We start from the raw sequence: 16,113 nt of genomic DNA on the forward strand, positions 1-16,113 counted from the left end.
AAAATAAGCACTTTTGAAAAGGGGGATATGATGGAGCCTCAGAGCCTTATATCTAGTAAGGCACTGACTGTTTGGAAACTCAGTGGACTTATCGGCTGCTCAATCGTATGGGTGTTAAGCATTGTCATTTTAGTACTGACCATTATTCAAGATTGGACTTATTGGGTTTTTGGAGCAATGGTGATATTCTCTATGCTTCAATGTTACCTGTCCGTATTTCTGATTCCTTCATTGCGATGGAAGAGATGGCGTTATGATGTAAGGAATACGGAGATTGATATCCAAAGTGGAATGTTCGTGATCAAAAGAACTCTCATCCCCATGATTCGAGTGCAGCACGTTGAAACGAAGCAAGGCCCCTTACTAAGGAAATACGATTTGGCGTCTGTGGAAATATCTACAGCTGCTACAGTGCACGTCATACCAGCTCTTGATTTAAGGGAAGCGGATGAATTACGGCATTATATTTCTAAAATGGCTAGTGTGGAGGAAGAAGATGTTTGAACCTAAACGGCTTCACCCAATTGCTGTACTTCTCAATATTATTAAATCCTTTAAAGAGTTAGTGCTCCCTTTCCTCATTGTGGTCGCGTTACCGGGGCGGAATGCTAATATCCCTTGGTGGGTACAACCACTAGTCATTGGCGCAATTCTGGTTCTGCTCATTATCCGGGCATTCGTACAATGGTTGCGCTTTACATACCGGTTGGAATCAGGGGAACTGAGGATTGAGTCAGGTGTTTTCGTCAGGAAAAAACGATATATTAAGTTCGACCGGATACATAGTATCGATATTTCAGAGGGAATTATCCAGCGGATTTTTAGACTGGTGAAGGTGAATATCGAAACTGCAGGTGGTACACAAGCAGATGCTGTTTTATCTGCTATCAGAAAAAGGGATGCCGAACAACTGAACGCTATAATTATTGAGGAAAAAAAGAAAAAATCGTATGAAGTGCTTGAAGGTGATAACGCTGAAGAAGATATACACGAGGTGGAAGAAGAAAAAAACTCATCTATTTTTAAGCAAGCATTGCCTCAGCTTTTTGTGATGGCGGCTACTTCAGGGGCAATAGGCGTATTCTTATCCGGTGGGATTGCATTTATTTCGCAGTTCGATGAAATCATACCTTTTGAAAGGATTTTTAAGAATTACGAAGAATATATGGAGTTTGGCACCTTCATACTTACGGCTTTCTCCATCTTGGGTCTATTGATTGTCTACGTGATGGCTACTGTAAGCATGGTGATTAAATATGCCAATTTTACCGCTTTGAGGACGGGTGAAGAACTCGTTATTTCTAGGGGGCTGTTGGAGAAAAAACAATTAACGATTCCCATCAGTAAGGTCCAAGGGATTCGAATTATGGAAAACCTCATTCGCAAACCTTTAGGACTGGCCACTGTCTATCTGGAGTATGCAGGGGGAAGTGCAGAGGATCGTGAAAGTCTTTCCATCATGCTTTTTCCATTGATTAAAAAGAAAGACTTACCTGATAAAATACGGGAGTTTTTACCCGGCTATGAAACGATATCAGATATGACGGCTTTGCCGAAACGCGCTTTCTTTCGGTATGTCATCCGTAAAGGGATCATCTTCATCCCGATTATCGGGGTCCTCATCTGGTTTTTCAGAACATGGGGATTGTTTTCTTTGTTATTGATTCCGTTAGCTTTCCTTTGGTCCTATATACAATTCACAGAGGCGGGATGGAAGACTAAGGGAGATTTATTAATACTTAGCAGCCGTCTTTTCTCTAAGCAGACTTTAATTATGCCAAGAAGTAGGATACAATCGCTTACCTACAAAAAGGGTTATTTTCAGAAGCGAAGACATTTGGCCACGATATCCGCATCCATCAAATCAGGAATTAGCTCACAAGTAGGCACAGTGGTAGATATAGAAGAAAAGGATTGCCGTCTCATTGAAAAATGGTATCTACAAAAAAAGTAGCCGACTCCAAATCTAAGAGTCGGCTGTTTGTTATTTACCATTTCCTCCTCCAATAAAGAGGGGCTGTTAAAAAGCCGGCAGCCAGTCCCGCTAAGTGACCGACAATGTTTATTTGTGGCTGAATAAATGTCATAATGACTGCAATGCCTGTCAACGTATAAATCGTATTTCTTTCATTGGTAGAAAAATTACTTCCATGAAAAAGGACAAGATATAGATAGAAACCTAGTATGGCAAAAATTGCTCCGCTCGCTCCTACATGTGTATATGTAAGCGGCAATAATAAATAAGTAGCGATATTGGCAAGGATGCCAGTCGATAAAAAAAAGAGTGAGAATTTAAGTGGACCTAGATATTTTTCAAGGGCTGGACCGAAGATGGCTAGAGAAAACCCATTGAAAAGTAAATGCGTAAACGTCCCATGCAGAAAAATAGGTGTAATCAATCGCCACCATTGGCCCTCGGCAATGTAAAGGTTCACACCCGTACCATAATAAAAAAGTACATTACCAGGGAACAAGGGGAATAGGTTGAAAACAAACACGATCATCATCAAAAACATGAGCCCGGTTACGGCGCGGTAAGAAGAAACGTATTCGCGGAAACTTTCTGTTCTTGTAAACATAAAATTCTCCTTAGCGTAAGATTTTATATACATATAATAGCATTCTTGGGAGACGTCGTCCTCCTGATAATATGCAAGATAGTAACTTAGTAGAAGAGGTGTCAACATGATTAAAGGTATTGGTGTGGATATAACGGAGTTGGAGAGGATTGAAGTATTGCTTGAACGGCAGCCTCGCTTCAAGAACCGTATATTAACTGAGTCGGAAATGTTACTGTTTGAAAAGTTAAAAGGCAGAAGGCAAATTGAGTATTTTGCTGGTCGTTTTGCTGCCAAGGAGGCATTTTCGAAAGCGATGGGCACGGGAATTGGTGAACATTTATCTTTCCTGGATATAGAAGTGGTTTCAGATGGGAAGGGAAAGCCTATGATTTCCAAACCGTATTCTAAAGGTGTTCATCTTTCAATTAGCCATAGCCGCGATTATGCGATTGCTCAGGTCGTGATTGAAGAGGCGGATTGAGTTTGTCTTATCGGGTCATAAACCTAAAGGTTGTCTCATATACATTTAGTGCTATAGGGAGACAAGGCCCGGTAAAAGGTACATGGCAGAGTAGGTGCCCTTAAATAGGTTTTGACGGGACGAAAAGAGTCTTTGTCTAAAATGATTAGGGCGAGACATCATTCGAGCCAATGTCCGGATCCTGCCTTTTCCTCTCCCTTTTACGTTCAAATGACAAAAAGGGGTTGAAAAGATGAAGAAGATGGTAATGCTTTTTGCAGGGATCCTGCTCTTGCTTGCTCTTTCTGCTTGCGGCCAAAAATCACAAGGGGATGTAGTGAGCGATTTAAATGAAAAGCTTGGGGAAATGAAAGGGTATAAAGCGAATGCGAAGATGACGCTGAAAATGGGGACGGAGCCTCAAGTGTATACTGTAGAGATTTGGCATAAGAATCCTTCGTTTTACCGAGTGAATCTAAAAAATGATGAGAAAGACCAAAGCCAAATGATTTTGAAAAACAATGATGGTGTTTATGTATTGACGCCTGCTTTGAATAAGAGCTTCAAGTTTCAAAGTGAATGGCCAGAGAACAGCAGCCAGGCTTATTTGTATGAATCACTGGTGAAAGATATCACGGAAGATAAGAGCGCAACATATAAAGAAACGGATAAGCATTATGTTTTCGAGACAAAAACACGCTACCAAAACAATAAGATGCTTCCTTTTCAAGAAATCACACTCAATAAAAAGGATCTGTCCCCGGTAAGCGTTAAAGTTATGGATCCTGATAAAACGGCATTGGTCCTGGTGGAGTTCTCTAAAGTGAAATTCGATACATCGTTTGATAAGGATGCATTCGATATGAAAAAGAACATGACAAGTGCACAGCTTGAAGCCCCTGTCATGGCGGAAGTCGAAGATGAAGGGTTCGCCGTTAAATACCCATCAAATCTAAATGATATGAACTTAACGGAAGAAAAGAAAATCACCGCAAATGGTGGTGATCGTGTCATCTTGACGTATGAGGGCCCAACTAGTTTTACGTTGGTGCAAGAAAAAGCTAAAGTAGTTCAGACATCTGTATCAACTAATGTAAATGGAGAACCGGTCGATTTAGGATTCACAGTGGGGGCGATGACAGGGAACACGGTTTCGTGGACATTCGAAGGTGTGGATTATATGCTAGCTTCAAAAGATTTAACACAGGAAAAAATGATAGAAATCGCCCGTTCCGTTGGGGGGAATTCTGTTAAGTAGCCGAAGAAATCAATCAAGCCAAGTTTTCCTACACGTGAAGAGGTGGGGAAGATTTGGCTTGCTATTGAACAGGTGGACTTATTTTTAGGGAACCGTTTATTTTAATGGAAATATAAAATTATGGTAAAAAAAGCACTTTATCTTTCTATCCGTTGGTAATAGAATGGTCTATAATAAAAAGCAAACTTCTATTACGAGAAGAAATTGCTATTGGTGATGTTAGAAAGAAGGAACGGATTTTGGAAACAACGGGATTTCATCGGGATACGTGGGCAGAAGTGAATTTAGATAATATACAAGACAATATTAGTTCCATGAAAAACAGATTGCCTGCTTCTGTTAGTCTTTTTGCTGTGGTCAAGGCTAATGCATATGGTCATGGAGATATAGAAGTGGCTCAAACAGCCTTACAATCAGGTGCTGATTTTTTATGCGTCGCATTTCTGGACGAGGCATTAGCTTTAAGAGAAAAGGGCATAGAAGCTCCCATTTTAGTTCTAGGTGCTTCCAGACCCGAAAGTGCAGCGCTTGCTGCCAAACAAGGCATATCATTGACGGTTTTTGATCTTGACTGGTTGAAAAAGGCAAGTCAAGTACTAAAAGCAGAACAGGCTCTTGACGTTCATGTGAAAGTAGATAGCGGAATGGGAAGAATCGGAGTCCGTACGAAAGAGCAACTCAGGGATTTAGAGGATTTCCTTAAACAGGATGTAGGCTTCAACTTTCAAGGGGTATTCACTCATTTTGCGACTGCAGATGAACTGAATACCAATTATTATGAAAAGCAACTTATTGTTTTTAAAGAAATGATTTCGGTACTTACTAGCAAACCTCCATACATTCATGCTGCAAATAGTGCTGCTTCCTTACGATTCCCTGAAAGTGAATTCAATGCGATTAGAATGGGGATATCTATGTATGGGTTGAGCCCTTCTCAAGAAATGCTTCCGCTTTTGCCGTTTTCGCTAAAACAAGCCATTTCCTTGAAAACGAAGATGGTCGCTGTTAAGAAATTGGTTAGGGGCGATAGTGTAAGTTATGGAGCAACATATACAGCCAGTGAAGACGAGTGGATTGCCACATTACCGATTGGGTATGCTGACGGCTGGATTCGTAAACTTCAAGGGCAGGAAGTTATTGTAGAGGGACAAAGGGTTCCGATAGTCGGAAGAATTTGCATGGATCAATGCATGATTAAACTCCCGCGTCCTTTCCCAATCGGAACGGAAGTGACCCTCATTGGTGAGAATGGACATGAAGAGATATCGGTAGATGAAATCGCGGACAAACTCGAAACGATCAATTACGAGGTAACGTGCATGCTAGGTGCTAGAGTGCCAAGGTTATATTTAAAAAACGGCATGTTAAGCCATATACGCAATATACTATTAAGATAACGGAATTGTAAGAAAATCCAAAGTTTGTGAATAAGAAATCCTTTATTATGCTGATAATAGAATGGAGAAAAGGAATATACTCTTTGCAGATAGGCATTTTAATGGTAATATTGAAAAGGATATATAATAAAGGTGTGTAGTGATGGTGGAGGTGTATGTTTGTGTCTGAATCCAGCGCAACAAGAGAGATATTAATTCGATTACCTCAAAACTTTTTAAGTGAACTAGATGGGTATGCGAGTGAAGAAAATGTTAATCGCAGTGAATTTATTTATCGTGCCACAAAAATGTATCTTCGCGAACGTAAAAAGAAAGAATTTCGCGAATCGATGAAACGCGGTTATATCGAAATGGCGGCCATTAATTTGACGATTGCTTCTGAAGCGTTTCAAGCTGAGTTCGAGGCTGGGCATTGCGTTGAACGTTTAGTTAGCGGAGGCTGAGCCGTTGATTGTTGTAAAGCGTGGTGACGTATACTTCGCAGACCTTTCTCCGGTAGTAGGTTCAGAGCAGGGTGGAACCCGTCCGGTACTCATTCTTCAAAATGATATCGGTAATCGCTTTAGTCCGACTGTGATTGTGGCAGCCATTACAGCTCAAATTCAAAAAGCGAAATTGCCTACACATGTTGAGATTAATGCGAAAAAGTACGGATTCGAACGTGATTCGGTCATCTTATTGGAGCAAATTCGTACAATTGATAAGCAGCGTTTAACTGATAAAATAACACATCTTGATGATCCTATGATGCAAAAAGTCAATGAAGCTCTGCAAATTAGCTTAGGACTGATTGAGTTTTAAAGAAAAGTTTCCCGTAACTACGGGCGTTATTATAATTCAAATTCTACATTTAGATTATGCGATTCCCTTGCGAAGGGAATCGTTTTTTTTTGATATCTTAGCTATGTCGAACAGGTTTGGAGTAATTTTCGGAAAAATAATAGGGAAGAATTTGGGCTAAATATTGTAGGGGCTATCCATCAAGAAGGAAATGAAAGGATTTTGACGAATAACAAATAAGATGGGTATGAAATTAATTCACTACCCATCCACTTAATATTTTTAATCTTTCCTTAATTTTTTGTAAAATAATGTGTTAAGAGTGGATGAAGTAAAACTATAACTAGAAAAGATTACAGTTCAGTAACATTGATATGACGGAGCGGGTAAAACATAGTAATTGTGTTAAAATGGAGGGGTATTATGAATCAATTGGTTTACAATTTTATTAAACAAAACCAAGATTACATCCTAACTGAGTGGATGAACACCATGAAGGAAAACACAGATGAGAGATTAATCAAAGTTGTATCCGATAAGATGTTCACACAAACGAGTAGTGATTTTATAGATATGATTATAGCGCATGTTGATAGTAAAGACCGGGAGTTCACTTTAAAACTTTCGGATTTTGCTGATAAAGTAGTCCAACTGGGATGGCCACTTACTATGGTCAATGAAGGCCTTCAAAAATTCTTGATGATCGTCATGAATGGAATGGTTGATAAAGGTATTGTATCAACAGGTAATCAAATGGAACTGATTAACTTTTTATATAAGTGGTCTACTCCAATAAGCAATGAAATCGTCAACATATATTCACAAAAATGGGAAAGAACCGTTTCATTACAACGAATGGCCTTACAAGAGTTGTCAGCACCCTTAATCCCTGTATTGGAGGGCATCACGGTTATGCCGTTAGTTGGCACCATTGATACGGAACGTGCAAAGCAAATAATGGAAAACCTTTTAACGGGTGTGGTCAAACATAGATCGGAAGTCGTTCTTATAGATATTACGGGTGTGCCAGTAGTTGATACTATGGTAGCTCATCATATCATCCAAGCAGGAGAGGCGGTTCGATTAGTGGGTGCAAAATGCATATTATGTGGCATTCGACCTGAAATAGCCCAAACAATCGTAAATCTAGGTATTAATTTGAACGACGTCATTACTAAAAACACCTTGAAGAAGGGAATAGAGGTTGCTTTAGAATTAATGAGTAGAAAGCTTGTAGAGGTGGAGAGAAACATATGAGAATTCCAATTTTAAAGCTTTATGACTGCTTGTTAGTCTCGATACAATGGGAATTAGACGATAAGACTGCCCTGCAATTCCAGGAAGATTTATTAGATAAAATACACGAAACCAGTGCAAATGGCGTAGTTATTGATATCACTTCGATAGATTTTATAGACTCTTTTATTGCAAAGGTATTAGGAGATGTCTTCAGTATGTCAAAGCTTATGGGGGCCAAGGTTGTCATTACAGGAATCCAACCAGCAGTTGCTATAACCTTAATTGAATTGGGCATTAGTCTCGATGATGTCCTAACAGCTTTAGATCTAGAGAAGGGCCTGGAGAAATTACAACAGGAATTGGGGGATTAGTGTATGGGGGTCCAATCCTGCGTAAAGATTATAAATGAGTGGGACATAGTAGCTGCAAGGCAGCTCGGAAGGAATTTTGCTAAAGAATTGGGCTTTGGTACGGTAGACCAGGCTAGAATCACAACCGCTATAAGCGAATTAGCAAGAAATATATACTTATATGCAGGACAAGGCAATGTGACCATAGAAAAACTGCTTGTAAATGGCAAGTCAGGATTGAAAATCATTGCTGAAGATAAAGGACCAGGCATACAGGATATCCGTAGAGTAATGGAGGATGGGTTTACCACTTCAGGGGGATTGGGAGCAGGCCTTCCTGGAGCGAAACGCTTAATGGATGATTTCGATATTGAGTCGATACCAGGTGAGGGAACAAAGATTTCCGCCATCAAGTGGCTCCGTTAGGAGGGAACATGGATATAAGAGAGAAAATGGATAAAAAGTACCAAGAGGCACTTTCTACCTATTTGAAAGACCAAAATGAACAGGCTCTTTATCAGGGTCAAAAAATCAGCAGATTAAATATTAAATATAATATTTCCCCTGAAGAAATCATCAGCATGCATAAAAGCAATCTGATGGAATTATACCCAGACATGCCAGATGAAGTGGTCGATTCCTTCGATTTTCTACTGGAAGTCATGATGGGTTACGGTATAGCTTATCGTGAACATCAGAGTTTAAGACATCAACAGCAGGAGCTTAAATCGGAAATTGAGATAGCGGCTAGGGTACAACACACCCTATTGGAAACAAAGATTCCGGAAATCAAGAACTTGGATGTTGGTGTGATAAGTGTACCAGCTCGACAGATGAATGGAGATTACTATCACTTTGTGGAAGATGAGCTCGGATGTATTGGCATAGGAATCGCCGATGTGATCGGGAAAGGCATTCCCGCTGCCCTGTGCATGTCCATGATTAAATATGCGATGGATAGCTTGCCGGACCACCGTCATGAACCGAAGAGTGTCCTCGAAAGTTTAAATCGAGTTGTTGAGCAGAATGTTGATCCTAGTATGTTTATCACCATGTTTTATGGCTTATATAACCCTCATGATAAACGTTTCACCTACGCATCTGCCGGACACGAACCGGGCTTTTATTATGATGCAAAGATGGGAACATTTATTGATTTGGATGCAAAAGGTTTACTGCTGGGTGTCGATAAAAAAACGAAATATAAACAGTACGAAAAGCTCGTGAATAAGGGTGATATGATTGTTCTTTTATCTGATGGGGTAACTGAGTGCCGTACCAATGACGGTTTCATCGAGCGGGAAACCCTTATTGAATTTATTAAAAAGAACATGCATCTAAAACCACAAGAAATCGTGAATAATCTATATAAACAGTTGGAGAAAATGCAGAATTTTCAACTTCGGGATGATTTCACATTAATAATTTTAAAGTCAAATGTTTAGTTTTTCTGAACGTGGGTATATATAAATAAGAATTGATGAGGATGTAAAAAGGTGGGTCAAGGATGAATATAGCGGTAGATGTTAATGAGTTAAATACGGAATATACTGTAAAATTACAAGGTGAAATTGATGCATATACAGCACCAAAGCTTAGAGAATCACTATTTCCACTATCAGAGCAAGAAAATGTTTCGATTACTATTGATTTATCGGAAGTTTCTTACATGGATAGCACAGGATTAGGTGTGTTTGTTGGTGCGTTCAAAAGCGTTAGAGCACACAATGGCGAATTTACATTAATGGGATTATCGGAAAGGCTACGTCGCTTATTTGACATTACAGGTCTTGCAGATATTATTGATATTAAAAGTGATACAGAGGGTGGGTTAGAATGAGTCAAGTATATGATTACATCGAAATGAAAATACCTGCAAAACCGGAATTCATCGGTGTCATTCGTTTAACCCTTTCTGGGATAGGCAGCCGAATGGGATTTGCTTATGATGAAATTGAAGATTTGAAAATTGCTACAAGCGAAGCCTGCACAAATGCGGTTCAGCATGCCTATAAAGATAAAGAAAACGGCGAAGTGAAAGTTAGTTTTGGGCTCTATCCTGATCGGTTGGAAGTAATGGTATCTGATAGTGGTGAAAGCTGTAATTTTGAAGAGGTACGACAAGGACTCGGACCATACGAAAATGGACAAAAAGTCGAATTCTTGAGAGAAGGAGGCTTGGGTCTTTACCTCATTGAAACCTTGATGGATGATGTGAAAATTCATCAGCATGACGGGGTTACGGTTTTCATGACTAAGTTTTTAGAAGGAGAGCAGGTGGAGATGGATGCAAAAACAGTCTCAACCTAATCAAGCGCAAAGAGAAAAAGTTAATGAATGGATCAGAGCTTACCAATTGAATCAGGATGATGAAGCACAAAGCAATTTAGTTATTCATTACAAAGGTTTGGTAGAAACGATCTCTCGGAAATATGCTAAAGGGAAATCGTTTCAGGAAGATATCTCTCAAGTCGGCATGATTGGTTTATTAGGTGCCATCCGCCGATATGACGAGTCTTTCGGCAAAAGCTTCGAGGCTTTTGCAGTTCCTACAATAATCGGTGAAATTAAAAGGTTCTTGCGTGATAAAACATGGAGTGTCCATGTTCCAAGAAGGATTAAAGAGCTTGGTCCGAAAATCAGGGTTACGGTTGAGGAATTGACGACCACCTTGCATCGTTCACCAAGAATCGACGAAATAGCCGACCATATTGGGGTTGCTGAAGAGGAAGTCTTAGAAGCGATGGAAATGGGGAAAAGTTATCAAGCCCTTTCTGTCGACCATTCCATTGAGGCAGATTCTGATGGAGGCACGGTTACCTTGCTCGATATATTCGGGAACGTTGATGAAGGGTTCGAAAGGGTCAATCAGCGATTGGTACTTGAAAAGGTCCTTCATGTATTGAGTGACCGTGAAAAGTTAATCATTCAATACACGTATTTAGAGAACCTTAGCCAAAAAGAAGCGGGCGACAAACTCGGGATTTCACAAATGCATGTTTCAAGACTTCAACGTCGCGCTATTAAAAAGCTACAGGAAGCGATTAATGCTGAGAATTCGGAGTTAATTCCGTGATCAAAGAAATTTTACGGGAAGAAAATATTGAAGTCCTTGTCTCTCAATCCTCTAAAAACAATATGGTTTTTTGTGGTGATGATTACTTCTTTCTTCATGTAAAAGAATACTTTGTATGTGTTTTGGCTGACGGACTTGGCAGCGGAGAACATGCGTATGAATCTTCTCATGCTGTGATTGAACAAGTTAAGCAGCATCATCATTTAGATGTAGAGTCCTTGATGGAAATTTGTAATCAAGTATTGATTGCCAAAAGGGGTGCAGCCGTCTCCATCATGAAGATTTATTATGAAGAGAAGGAGTTTGTCTACAGTTCAGTAGGAAACATCCGCTTTTTTCTGTATAATCCGAGTGATGACAAGTTGGTTTATCCACTCCCTGTTACCGGCTATTTATCCGGTAGGAAGCAAAAGTATAGGACGCAGCGGTTCAAATACGAACCAAATGCAAAATTTATTTTTCATTCTGATGGCTTAGAGCTCAAAGGAGCTAAATCATTCTTGAAAAGACAGGTTCCACTCGAGAATAACGCCCGTTGTATTTTAGAAAGCAGTCCACAAACTGCTGACGATACAACCTTTATCTTAGGAAGCTTACTTTCGCAGTAGTCGAAAGTAAGCTTTTTGCATTGGATTCGCACATTGATCGTTCATTTGCTAGACTATATATAGAAGAACAAAAAGGGTGGAGGTTTTAGAGCTTGGTGATGGTAGAAGATTCTTTAAAAGTATTGATTAAGCAAATATCCAATGAGCTAACATTAAAAACCAATCAAGTGCAGAATGTCATACAGATGCTTCAAGATGGTAATACCGTTCCTTTCATTGCTCGTTATCGTAAAGAGATGACTGGTTCGCTAGATGAAGTGCAGATTCGTTCTATTATGGATAGATGGAATTACTTAGAAAACCTTGGTCAGAGAAAAGTGGAAGTCATCCGCTCTATTAGTGAACAGGGTAAAATGACAGAGGAATTAGCTTCACAAATTGAAAAGGCAGTGAAGCTACAGGAAGTTGAAGATCTTTATAGGCCTTATAAGCAAAAAAGAAGAACCAAAGCTACAGTGGCTAAGGAAAAAGGGTTGGAACCATTAGCATTATGGTTACTTGAATGTAAGGTTTATGCTTCGGTTCGTGAAAAAGCAAAGGAATTTATAGCTGAAGAAAAAGAAGTTTCTTCTATAGAAGAGGCAATAACAGGTGCACAGGATATCATTGCAGAATTCATTTCCGATGATGCAGAATTAAGAAAGTGGATCAGAGATGAGATTTTTAAGGCCGGAAAGTTAACCTCCACTGTGAAAAATGCAGAAAAAGATGAGAAAGCTATATTCGAGATGTACTACGATTACGAGGAGCCGGTACATAAAATTGTTCCACATCGGGTTTTGGCACTCAATAGAGGAGAAAAAGAAGAGATTTTAAGAATATCCATACAGCCTCGAATAGATCTCATCATTAGTCACTTGGAACGGAAAGTTATTAAAAATAATCAATCTGAAGTTGCCGATATACTTAAAACGGCCATCGAGGATGGATTCAAACGATTGATCCTTCCCTCCATAGAAAGGGAGATACGTAAAGAATTGACCGAAAAAGCAGAGGATCAAGCCATTCATATCTTTTCGGAAAACCTAAGAAATTTACTTTTACAACCGCCGCTCAAAGGGAAAGTCGTTCTTGCTCTTGACCCGGCGTATCGAACGGGCTGTAAATTAGCAGTCATTGATGAGACAGGTAAGGTGATGGATATCAGTGTAATCTATCCGCATCCCCCTGTAGCTAAGAAGGAGGCTGCCCGCACGAAAACAATGGAAATCCTACAGCGGTTTGGTGTAGAGATTGTGGCCATCGGGAATGGAACGGCGTCAAGGGAGTCAGAGCAGTTTATTGCAGATATTCTAAAAGAAGTCAAAGGGAACATATCCTATATCATCGTAAATGAAGCGGGTGCCAGTGTGTATTCAGCTTCAGACATTGCCCGCGAAGAGTTCCCAGACCTCCAGGTAGAACAGCGGAGTGCTGTATCGATAGGGAGAAGGCTGCAAGATCCACTTGCTGAACTCGTTAAGATAGATCCGAAGTCTGTCGGGGTAGGGCAGTACCAACATGATGTCTCACAAAAAAAACTTTCTGAATCTCTCACTTTTGTGGTTGAAACAGCCGTAAACCAAGTTGGGGTGAACGTTAATACGGCATCTCCATCCCTATTACAATATGTAGCGGGTCTATCTAAATCGGTTGCTCAAAATATCGTCAAGAAAAGAGAAGAAGAAGGGAAGTTCTCGAGTAGGAAGGAATTAAAAAAGATTCCTCGGTTAGGTGCGAAAACGTATGAACAATGCATAGGATTTTTACGGATTATCAATGGCAAGGAGCCACTAGATCAAACAGCCATCCATCCAGAGAACTATGGAGCTGTGAATAAAATGTTAAAGAAAATCGGATTTACTTCTGAAGATCTTGGCAGTGATGAATTGAATGAACAGTTAGTGAGTCTAAATTCAAAAGAGTTAGCGGATGAGCTGGATATCGGTGAAATAACGATAAAGGACATCATTGATGATTTAGTAAAACCAGGTAGGGATCCCAGAGATGAACTTTCTAAACCTTTGCTTAAAAAGGATGTTCTGAAGATGGAAGATTTAATAACTGGGATGGAGCTGCAAGGTACGGTGCGTAATGTTGTAGACTTCGGAGCTTTTGTGGATATCGGTGTCAAACAAGATGGGCTCGTGCATGTTTCTAAACTTAGTAACCGCTTTATAAAGAATCCGATGGATGTTGTTGCTGTTGGAGATGTTGTAACGGTTTGGGTGGAGAAGGTGGATGCTCAAAAACAAAGAGTATCGTTAACCATGTTGCAGCCTAAGGACCAAAATTAATGAATGAAAAAACTCCTTCTTTATAGAAGGGGTTTTTTAGTAGAGGCTATGTCCAGAATTTCAAAAGGAGTATCCTGATTATAAACGCAGCGCTTCTTTTTTCTGATAAAAAAACCAGCATTGATTCAACATTTTCACTTGATAATAATCTTTATCATAGAAGGCTCTTCGAATTTGGTTTTGAAACCACTTAGGCATAGCACTTACCTCCCCTAGTTTCCTGTTGTTTTATTAGTATATGTTATAATGGGTTGTCATGTTACCAAGGAAGGAGTAAGGGCGATGGATAATCAACAATTGCAAAAATTAGTTGAGGAAATTTCACTGAAAGACTTTCAAAAAGAGTTTAAGCATCAAGCTTATTTTAACCCTCGCCTTCGTACAACAGGTGGGAGGTACTTGCTTGGTTCTCATAATATAGAGGTAAATAAGAAGTATTTAGAAGAAAGAGGCATGGAAGAGCTGGTAGGAATAATCAAGCACGAATTATGTCACTACCATCTTCATCTTGAGAAAAAAGGTTATCAGCATCGGGATGCCGATTTTAAATACTTACTTAAAAAAACGGGGGCCCCAAGATTTTGTACACCTTTACCGTCGAATCAAATTAAGAGAAATAGGAATACTATTCAATATATATGTAAACAATGTCAGCAAGTATATTTGAGAAAAAAACGGATTGATACCAATAGATTTGTCTGTGGAAAGTGTCGAGGAACGTTGATATACCAAGGGTTAAAAGAAAAAGAGATAAAAAAATAAAAAAAAGAAAAAGATGTCTTGACTTTAGATCAGAACCTCTTTATAATCATAAGAGTCGACAAGATAACAACTTGTTCTTCACGACAACCACGAAGGTCCTTGAGATTAAATGAGGTAACCAACTTTCACTATTCCGCAGTAGCTCAGTGGTAGAGCATTCGGCTGTTAACCGAACGGTCGTAGGTTCGAGTCCTACCTGCGGAGCCATTTTTTTGGGGAAGTACTCAAGAGGCTGAAGAGGCGCCCCTGCTAAGGGTGTAGGTCGCGCGAGCGGCGCGAGGGTTCAAATCCCTCCTTCTCCGCCAGAAACATTATTAATTAAGGCCCATTGGTCAAGCGGTTAAGACACCGCCCTTTCACGGCGGTAACACGGGTTCGAATCCCGTATGGGTCACTTTTTACTTTTTAAATATATGGTCCCGTGGTGTAGCGGTTAACATGCCTGCCTGTCACGCAGGAGATCGCGGGTTCGATTCCCGTCGGGACCGCCATTTTTTTAAAAGAAACTCTTGCTTAAATAATGTTATAGTGATATAATGTTAATCTAGCTGGAAATGAGTTTTTGATTGTTGGGCTATAGCCAAGCGGTAAGGCAACGGATTTTGATTCCGTCATGCGAAGGTTCGATCCCTTCTAGCCCAGCCATATTTTTTTAGAGCCATTAGCTCAGTTGGTAGAGCATCTGACTTTTAATCAGAGGGTCGAAGGTTCGAATCCTTCATGGCTCACCATTTTTATTACGCGGGTGTGGCGGAATTGGCAGACGCACCAGACTTAGGATCTGGCGCCGCAAGGCGTGGGGGTTCAAGTCCCTTCACCCGCATAACTTTCTTCTTGACAACAAGATGAAAAGGTGTTATACTAACGAAGTCGCTTTCGCGGTCGTGGCGGAATGGCAGACGCGCTAGGTTGAGGGCCTAGTGGGGGAAACCCCGTGGAGGTTCGACTCCTCTCGGCCGCACCAAACAACATCATAGAAATTAGCGCCCGTAGCTCAATTGGATAGAGCATCTGACTACGAATCAGAAGGTTGTAGGTTCGACTCCCGCCGGGCGCACCATATTTTACGGGAAGTAGCTCAGCTTGGTAGAGCACTTGGTTTGGGACCAAGGGGTCGCAGGTTCGAATCCTGTCTTCCCGACCATTATTTCTCGGTATCATTTAGAATATTATATTGCGGGTGTAGTTTAGTGGTAAAACCTCAGCCTTCCAAGCTGATGATGAGAGTTCGATTCTCTTCACCCGCTCCATTATTGCTCTTTGAAAACTGAACAAAACAAAGCGCCAACGTAAATTTTGAGTGAGCACACACTATAAAAAAGCAAAATGAGCAAGTCAAACATTTC

Annotated in this window: 19 protein-coding genes and 11 tRNA genes; 28 read left to right on the top strand and 2 right to left on the bottom strand. The window is 40.2% G+C overall.

All coding sequences use genetic code 11. The features are described 5' to 3' along the window. The first annotated feature begins 30 nt into the window (after window positions 1-30). Both ACQKL5_RS20845 and ACQKL5_RS20850 read left to right on the top strand, forming a co-directional pair. Window positions 31-504: a PH domain-containing protein gene (locus ACQKL5_RS20845; RefSeq protein WP_427610756.1), complete on the top strand. Its 474-nt coding sequence runs from the start codon at window positions 31-33 to the stop codon at window positions 502-504. Next, complete coding sequence (locus ACQKL5_RS20850) at window positions 497-1,954, top strand: PH domain-containing protein (protein WP_427610757.1); 1,458 nt, start codon at window positions 497-499, stop codon at window positions 1,952-1,954. The genes ACQKL5_RS20845 and ACQKL5_RS20850 overlap by 8 nt, the downstream gene beginning before the upstream one ends. A gap of 34 nt (window positions 1,955-1,988) precedes the next feature. Here ACQKL5_RS20850 and ACQKL5_RS20855 read toward each other — a convergent pair whose 3' ends face one another. Continuing rightward, the gene (locus ACQKL5_RS20855) at window positions 1,989-2,579 is read right to left on the bottom strand and encodes a rhomboid family intramembrane serine protease (RefSeq protein WP_427610758.1); all 591 of its coding nucleotides are present in this window, start codon (window positions 2,577-2,579) and stop codon (window positions 1,989-1,991) included. Between the two features lie 106 nt (window positions 2,580-2,685). On the opposite strand from ACQKL5_RS20855, the gene acpS reads away from it, so the two are divergent. The 14 genes from acpS to ACQKL5_RS20925 all read left to right on the top strand — a co-directional run bounded on the left by acpS (window position 2,686) and on the right by ACQKL5_RS20925 (window position 14,005). Further along, complete coding sequence (gene acpS, locus ACQKL5_RS20860; protein ID WP_427610759.1) at window positions 2,686-3,042, top strand: holo-ACP synthase; 357 nt, start codon at window positions 2,686-2,688, stop codon at window positions 3,040-3,042. A 232-nt stretch (window positions 3,043-3,274) separates the two neighbouring features. Beyond that, entirely contained in the window at window positions 3,275-4,279 is a 1,005-nt protein-coding gene (locus ACQKL5_RS20865) for a LolA family protein (RefSeq protein ID WP_427610760.1), read from the top strand. Between the two features lie 239 nt (window positions 4,280-4,518). Then, entirely contained in the window at window positions 4,519-5,676 is a 1,158-nt protein-coding gene (gene alr, locus ACQKL5_RS20870; protein WP_427610769.1) for an alanine racemase, read from the top strand. 161 nt (window positions 5,677-5,837) lie between these two features. Next, window positions 5,838-6,119, top strand: a complete 282-nt coding sequence (locus ACQKL5_RS20875; RefSeq protein ID WP_061465936.1) for a CopG family ribbon-helix-helix protein — start codon at window positions 5,838-5,840, stop codon at window positions 6,117-6,119. A gap of 7 nt (window positions 6,120-6,126) precedes the next feature. Further along, the gene (locus ACQKL5_RS20880) at window positions 6,127-6,477 is read left to right on the top strand and encodes a type II toxin-antitoxin system PemK/MazF family toxin (RefSeq protein WP_402876030.1); all 351 of its coding nucleotides are present in this window, start codon (window positions 6,127-6,129) and stop codon (window positions 6,475-6,477) included. A 402-nt stretch (window positions 6,478-6,879) separates the two neighbouring features. Continuing rightward, on the top strand, window positions 6,880-7,713 hold the full coding sequence (locus ACQKL5_RS20885) for an STAS domain-containing protein (protein WP_427610761.1): 834 nt from the start codon (window positions 6,880-6,882) through the stop codon (window positions 7,711-7,713). Next, window positions 7,710-8,066 carry an STAS domain-containing protein gene (locus ACQKL5_RS20890; RefSeq protein ID WP_427610762.1) on the top strand — a complete coding sequence of 119 codons (357 nt, stop codon included), beginning with the start codon at window positions 7,710-7,712 and terminating at the stop codon, window positions 8,064-8,066. Before ACQKL5_RS20885 ends, ACQKL5_RS20890 begins: the two co-directional genes overlap by 4 nt. Window positions 8,067-8,069: 3 nt before the next feature. Further along, entirely contained in the window at window positions 8,070-8,471 is a 402-nt protein-coding gene (locus ACQKL5_RS20895) for an anti-sigma regulatory factor (RefSeq protein ID WP_427610763.1), read from the top strand. An 8-nt stretch (window positions 8,472-8,479) separates the two neighbouring features. Next, the gene (locus ACQKL5_RS20900; RefSeq protein ID WP_427610764.1) at window positions 8,480-9,490 is read left to right on the top strand and encodes a PP2C family protein-serine/threonine phosphatase; all 1,011 of its coding nucleotides are present in this window, start codon (window positions 8,480-8,482) and stop codon (window positions 9,488-9,490) included. Window positions 9,491-9,552: 62 nt separating this feature from the next. Beyond that, on the top strand, window positions 9,553-9,885 hold the full coding sequence (locus ACQKL5_RS20905; protein WP_427610765.1) for an anti-sigma factor antagonist: 333 nt from the start codon (window positions 9,553-9,555) through the stop codon (window positions 9,883-9,885). Beyond that, window positions 9,882-10,355: an anti-sigma B factor RsbW gene (gene rsbW / locus ACQKL5_RS20910; protein WP_402971211.1), complete on the top strand. Its 474-nt coding sequence runs from the start codon at window positions 9,882-9,884 to the stop codon at window positions 10,353-10,355. Before ACQKL5_RS20905 ends, rsbW begins: the two co-directional genes overlap by 4 nt. Then, entirely contained in the window at window positions 10,333-11,121 is a 789-nt protein-coding gene (gene sigB, locus ACQKL5_RS20915) for an RNA polymerase sigma factor SigB (RefSeq protein WP_402875971.1), read from the top strand. Before rsbW ends, sigB begins: the two co-directional genes overlap by 23 nt. Continuing rightward, window positions 11,118-11,729 (top strand): PP2C family serine/threonine-protein phosphatase, encoded by a 612-nt coding sequence (locus ACQKL5_RS20920; protein WP_427610766.1) that lies wholly within the window; start codon window positions 11,118-11,120, stop codon window positions 11,727-11,729. Before sigB ends, ACQKL5_RS20920 begins: the two co-directional genes overlap by 4 nt. 98 nt (window positions 11,730-11,827) lie before the next feature. Continuing rightward, entirely contained in the window at window positions 11,828-14,005 is a 2,178-nt protein-coding gene (locus ACQKL5_RS20925; RefSeq protein WP_427610767.1) for a Tex family protein, read from the top strand. Between the two features lie 78 nt (window positions 14,006-14,083). Here the strand turns inward: ACQKL5_RS20925 and cmpA are convergent, their stop codons facing one another. Next, a complete protein-coding gene (cmpA, locus tag ACQKL5_RS20930) occupies window positions 14,084-14,203 on the bottom strand; it encodes a cortex morphogenetic protein CmpA (protein WP_402971199.1) in 120 nt (39 codons plus the stop codon). An 84-nt stretch (window positions 14,204-14,287) separates the two neighbouring features. Between cmpA and ACQKL5_RS20935 the strand changes: the two genes are divergently transcribed. The 12 genes from ACQKL5_RS20935 to ACQKL5_RS20990 all read left to right on the top strand — a co-directional run bounded on the left by ACQKL5_RS20935 (window position 14,288) and on the right by ACQKL5_RS20990 (window position 16,017). After that, a complete protein-coding gene (locus tag ACQKL5_RS20935; protein WP_427610768.1) occupies window positions 14,288-14,767 on the top strand; it encodes a SprT family protein in 480 nt (159 codons plus the stop codon). A gap of 132 nt (window positions 14,768-14,899) precedes the next feature. Further along, a tRNA-Asn gene (locus ACQKL5_RS20940) sits at window positions 14,900-14,974 on the top strand. Window positions 14,975-14,981: 7 nt separating this feature from the next. Beyond that, window positions 14,982-15,072 (top strand) — tRNA-Ser (locus tag ACQKL5_RS20945). A 17-nt stretch (window positions 15,073-15,089) separates the two neighbouring features. Continuing rightward, window positions 15,090-15,161: transfer RNA gene (locus tag ACQKL5_RS20950), tRNA-Glu, on the top strand. A 21-nt stretch (window positions 15,162-15,182) separates the two neighbouring features. Then, window positions 15,183-15,258: transfer RNA gene (locus ACQKL5_RS20955), tRNA-Asp, on the top strand. 79 nt (window positions 15,259-15,337) lie between these two features. Further along, window positions 15,338-15,412, top strand: a tRNA-Gln gene (locus tag ACQKL5_RS20960). Between the two features lie 10 nt (window positions 15,413-15,422). Continuing rightward, window positions 15,423-15,498, top strand: a tRNA-Lys gene (locus tag ACQKL5_RS20965). A gap of 10 nt (window positions 15,499-15,508) precedes the next feature. After that, window positions 15,509-15,590: transfer RNA gene (locus ACQKL5_RS20970), tRNA-Leu, on the top strand. Between the two features lie 55 nt (window positions 15,591-15,645). Further along, window positions 15,646-15,731: transfer RNA gene (locus tag ACQKL5_RS20975), tRNA-Leu, on the top strand. A 19-nt stretch (window positions 15,732-15,750) separates the two neighbouring features. Beyond that, window positions 15,751-15,827: transfer RNA gene (locus ACQKL5_RS20980), tRNA-Arg, on the top strand. 7 nt (window positions 15,828-15,834) lie between these two features. Then, window positions 15,835-15,911 (top strand) — tRNA-Pro (locus ACQKL5_RS20985). A gap of 32 nt (window positions 15,912-15,943) precedes the next feature. Further along, window positions 15,944-16,017: transfer RNA gene (locus tag ACQKL5_RS20990), tRNA-Gly, on the top strand. Window positions 16,018-16,113 lie beyond the last annotated feature (96 nt).

It is taken from the genome of Peribacillus sp. NPDC097675 (assembly GCF_050277655.1).
Classification (GTDB): Bacteria; Bacillota; Bacilli; order Bacillales; family DSM-1321; genus Peribacillus.

Coding starts and splice junctions, on each gene's coding strand:
- ACQKL5_RS20935 (WP_427610768.1), top strand. CDS start 14,288: ATGGATAATCAACAATTGCAAAAATTAGTTGAGGAAATTTCACTGAAA.
- rsbW (WP_402971211.1), top strand. CDS start 9,882: ATGAGTCAAGTATATGATTACATCGAAATGAAAATACCTGCAAAACCG.
- ACQKL5_RS20845 (WP_427610756.1), top strand. CDS start 31: ATGGAGCCTCAGAGCCTTATATCTAGTAAGGCACTGACTGTTTGGAAA.
- ACQKL5_RS20885 (WP_427610761.1), top strand. CDS start 6,880: ATGAATCAATTGGTTTACAATTTTATTAAACAAAACCAAGATTACATC.
- sigB (WP_402875971.1), top strand. CDS start 10,333: ATGCAAAAACAGTCTCAACCTAATCAAGCGCAAAGAGAAAAAGTTAAT.
- cmpA (WP_402971199.1), bottom strand. CDS start 14,203: ATGCCTAAGTGGTTTCAAAACCAAATTCGAAGAGCCTTCTATGATAAA.
- acpS (WP_427610759.1), top strand. CDS start 2,686: ATGATTAAAGGTATTGGTGTGGATATAACGGAGTTGGAGAGGATTGAA.
- ACQKL5_RS20865 (WP_427610760.1), top strand. CDS start 3,275: ATGAAGAAGATGGTAATGCTTTTTGCAGGGATCCTGCTCTTGCTTGCT.
- ACQKL5_RS20895 (WP_427610763.1), top strand. CDS start 8,070: ATGGGGGTCCAATCCTGCGTAAAGATTATAAATGAGTGGGACATAGTA.
- ACQKL5_RS20905 (WP_427610765.1), top strand. CDS start 9,553: ATGAATATAGCGGTAGATGTTAATGAGTTAAATACGGAATATACTGTA.
- ACQKL5_RS20890 (WP_427610762.1), top strand. CDS start 7,710: ATGAGAATTCCAATTTTAAAGCTTTATGACTGCTTGTTAGTCTCGATA.
- ACQKL5_RS20900 (WP_427610764.1), top strand. CDS start 8,480: ATGGATATAAGAGAGAAAATGGATAAAAAGTACCAAGAGGCACTTTCT.
- ACQKL5_RS20855 (WP_427610758.1), bottom strand. CDS start 2,579: ATGTTTACAAGAACAGAAAGTTTCCGCGAATACGTTTCTTCTTACCGC.
- ACQKL5_RS20850 (WP_427610757.1), top strand. CDS start 497: ATGTTTGAACCTAAACGGCTTCACCCAATTGCTGTACTTCTCAATATT.
- ACQKL5_RS20925 (WP_427610767.1), top strand. CDS start 11,828: ATGGTAGAAGATTCTTTAAAAGTATTGATTAAGCAAATATCCAATGAG.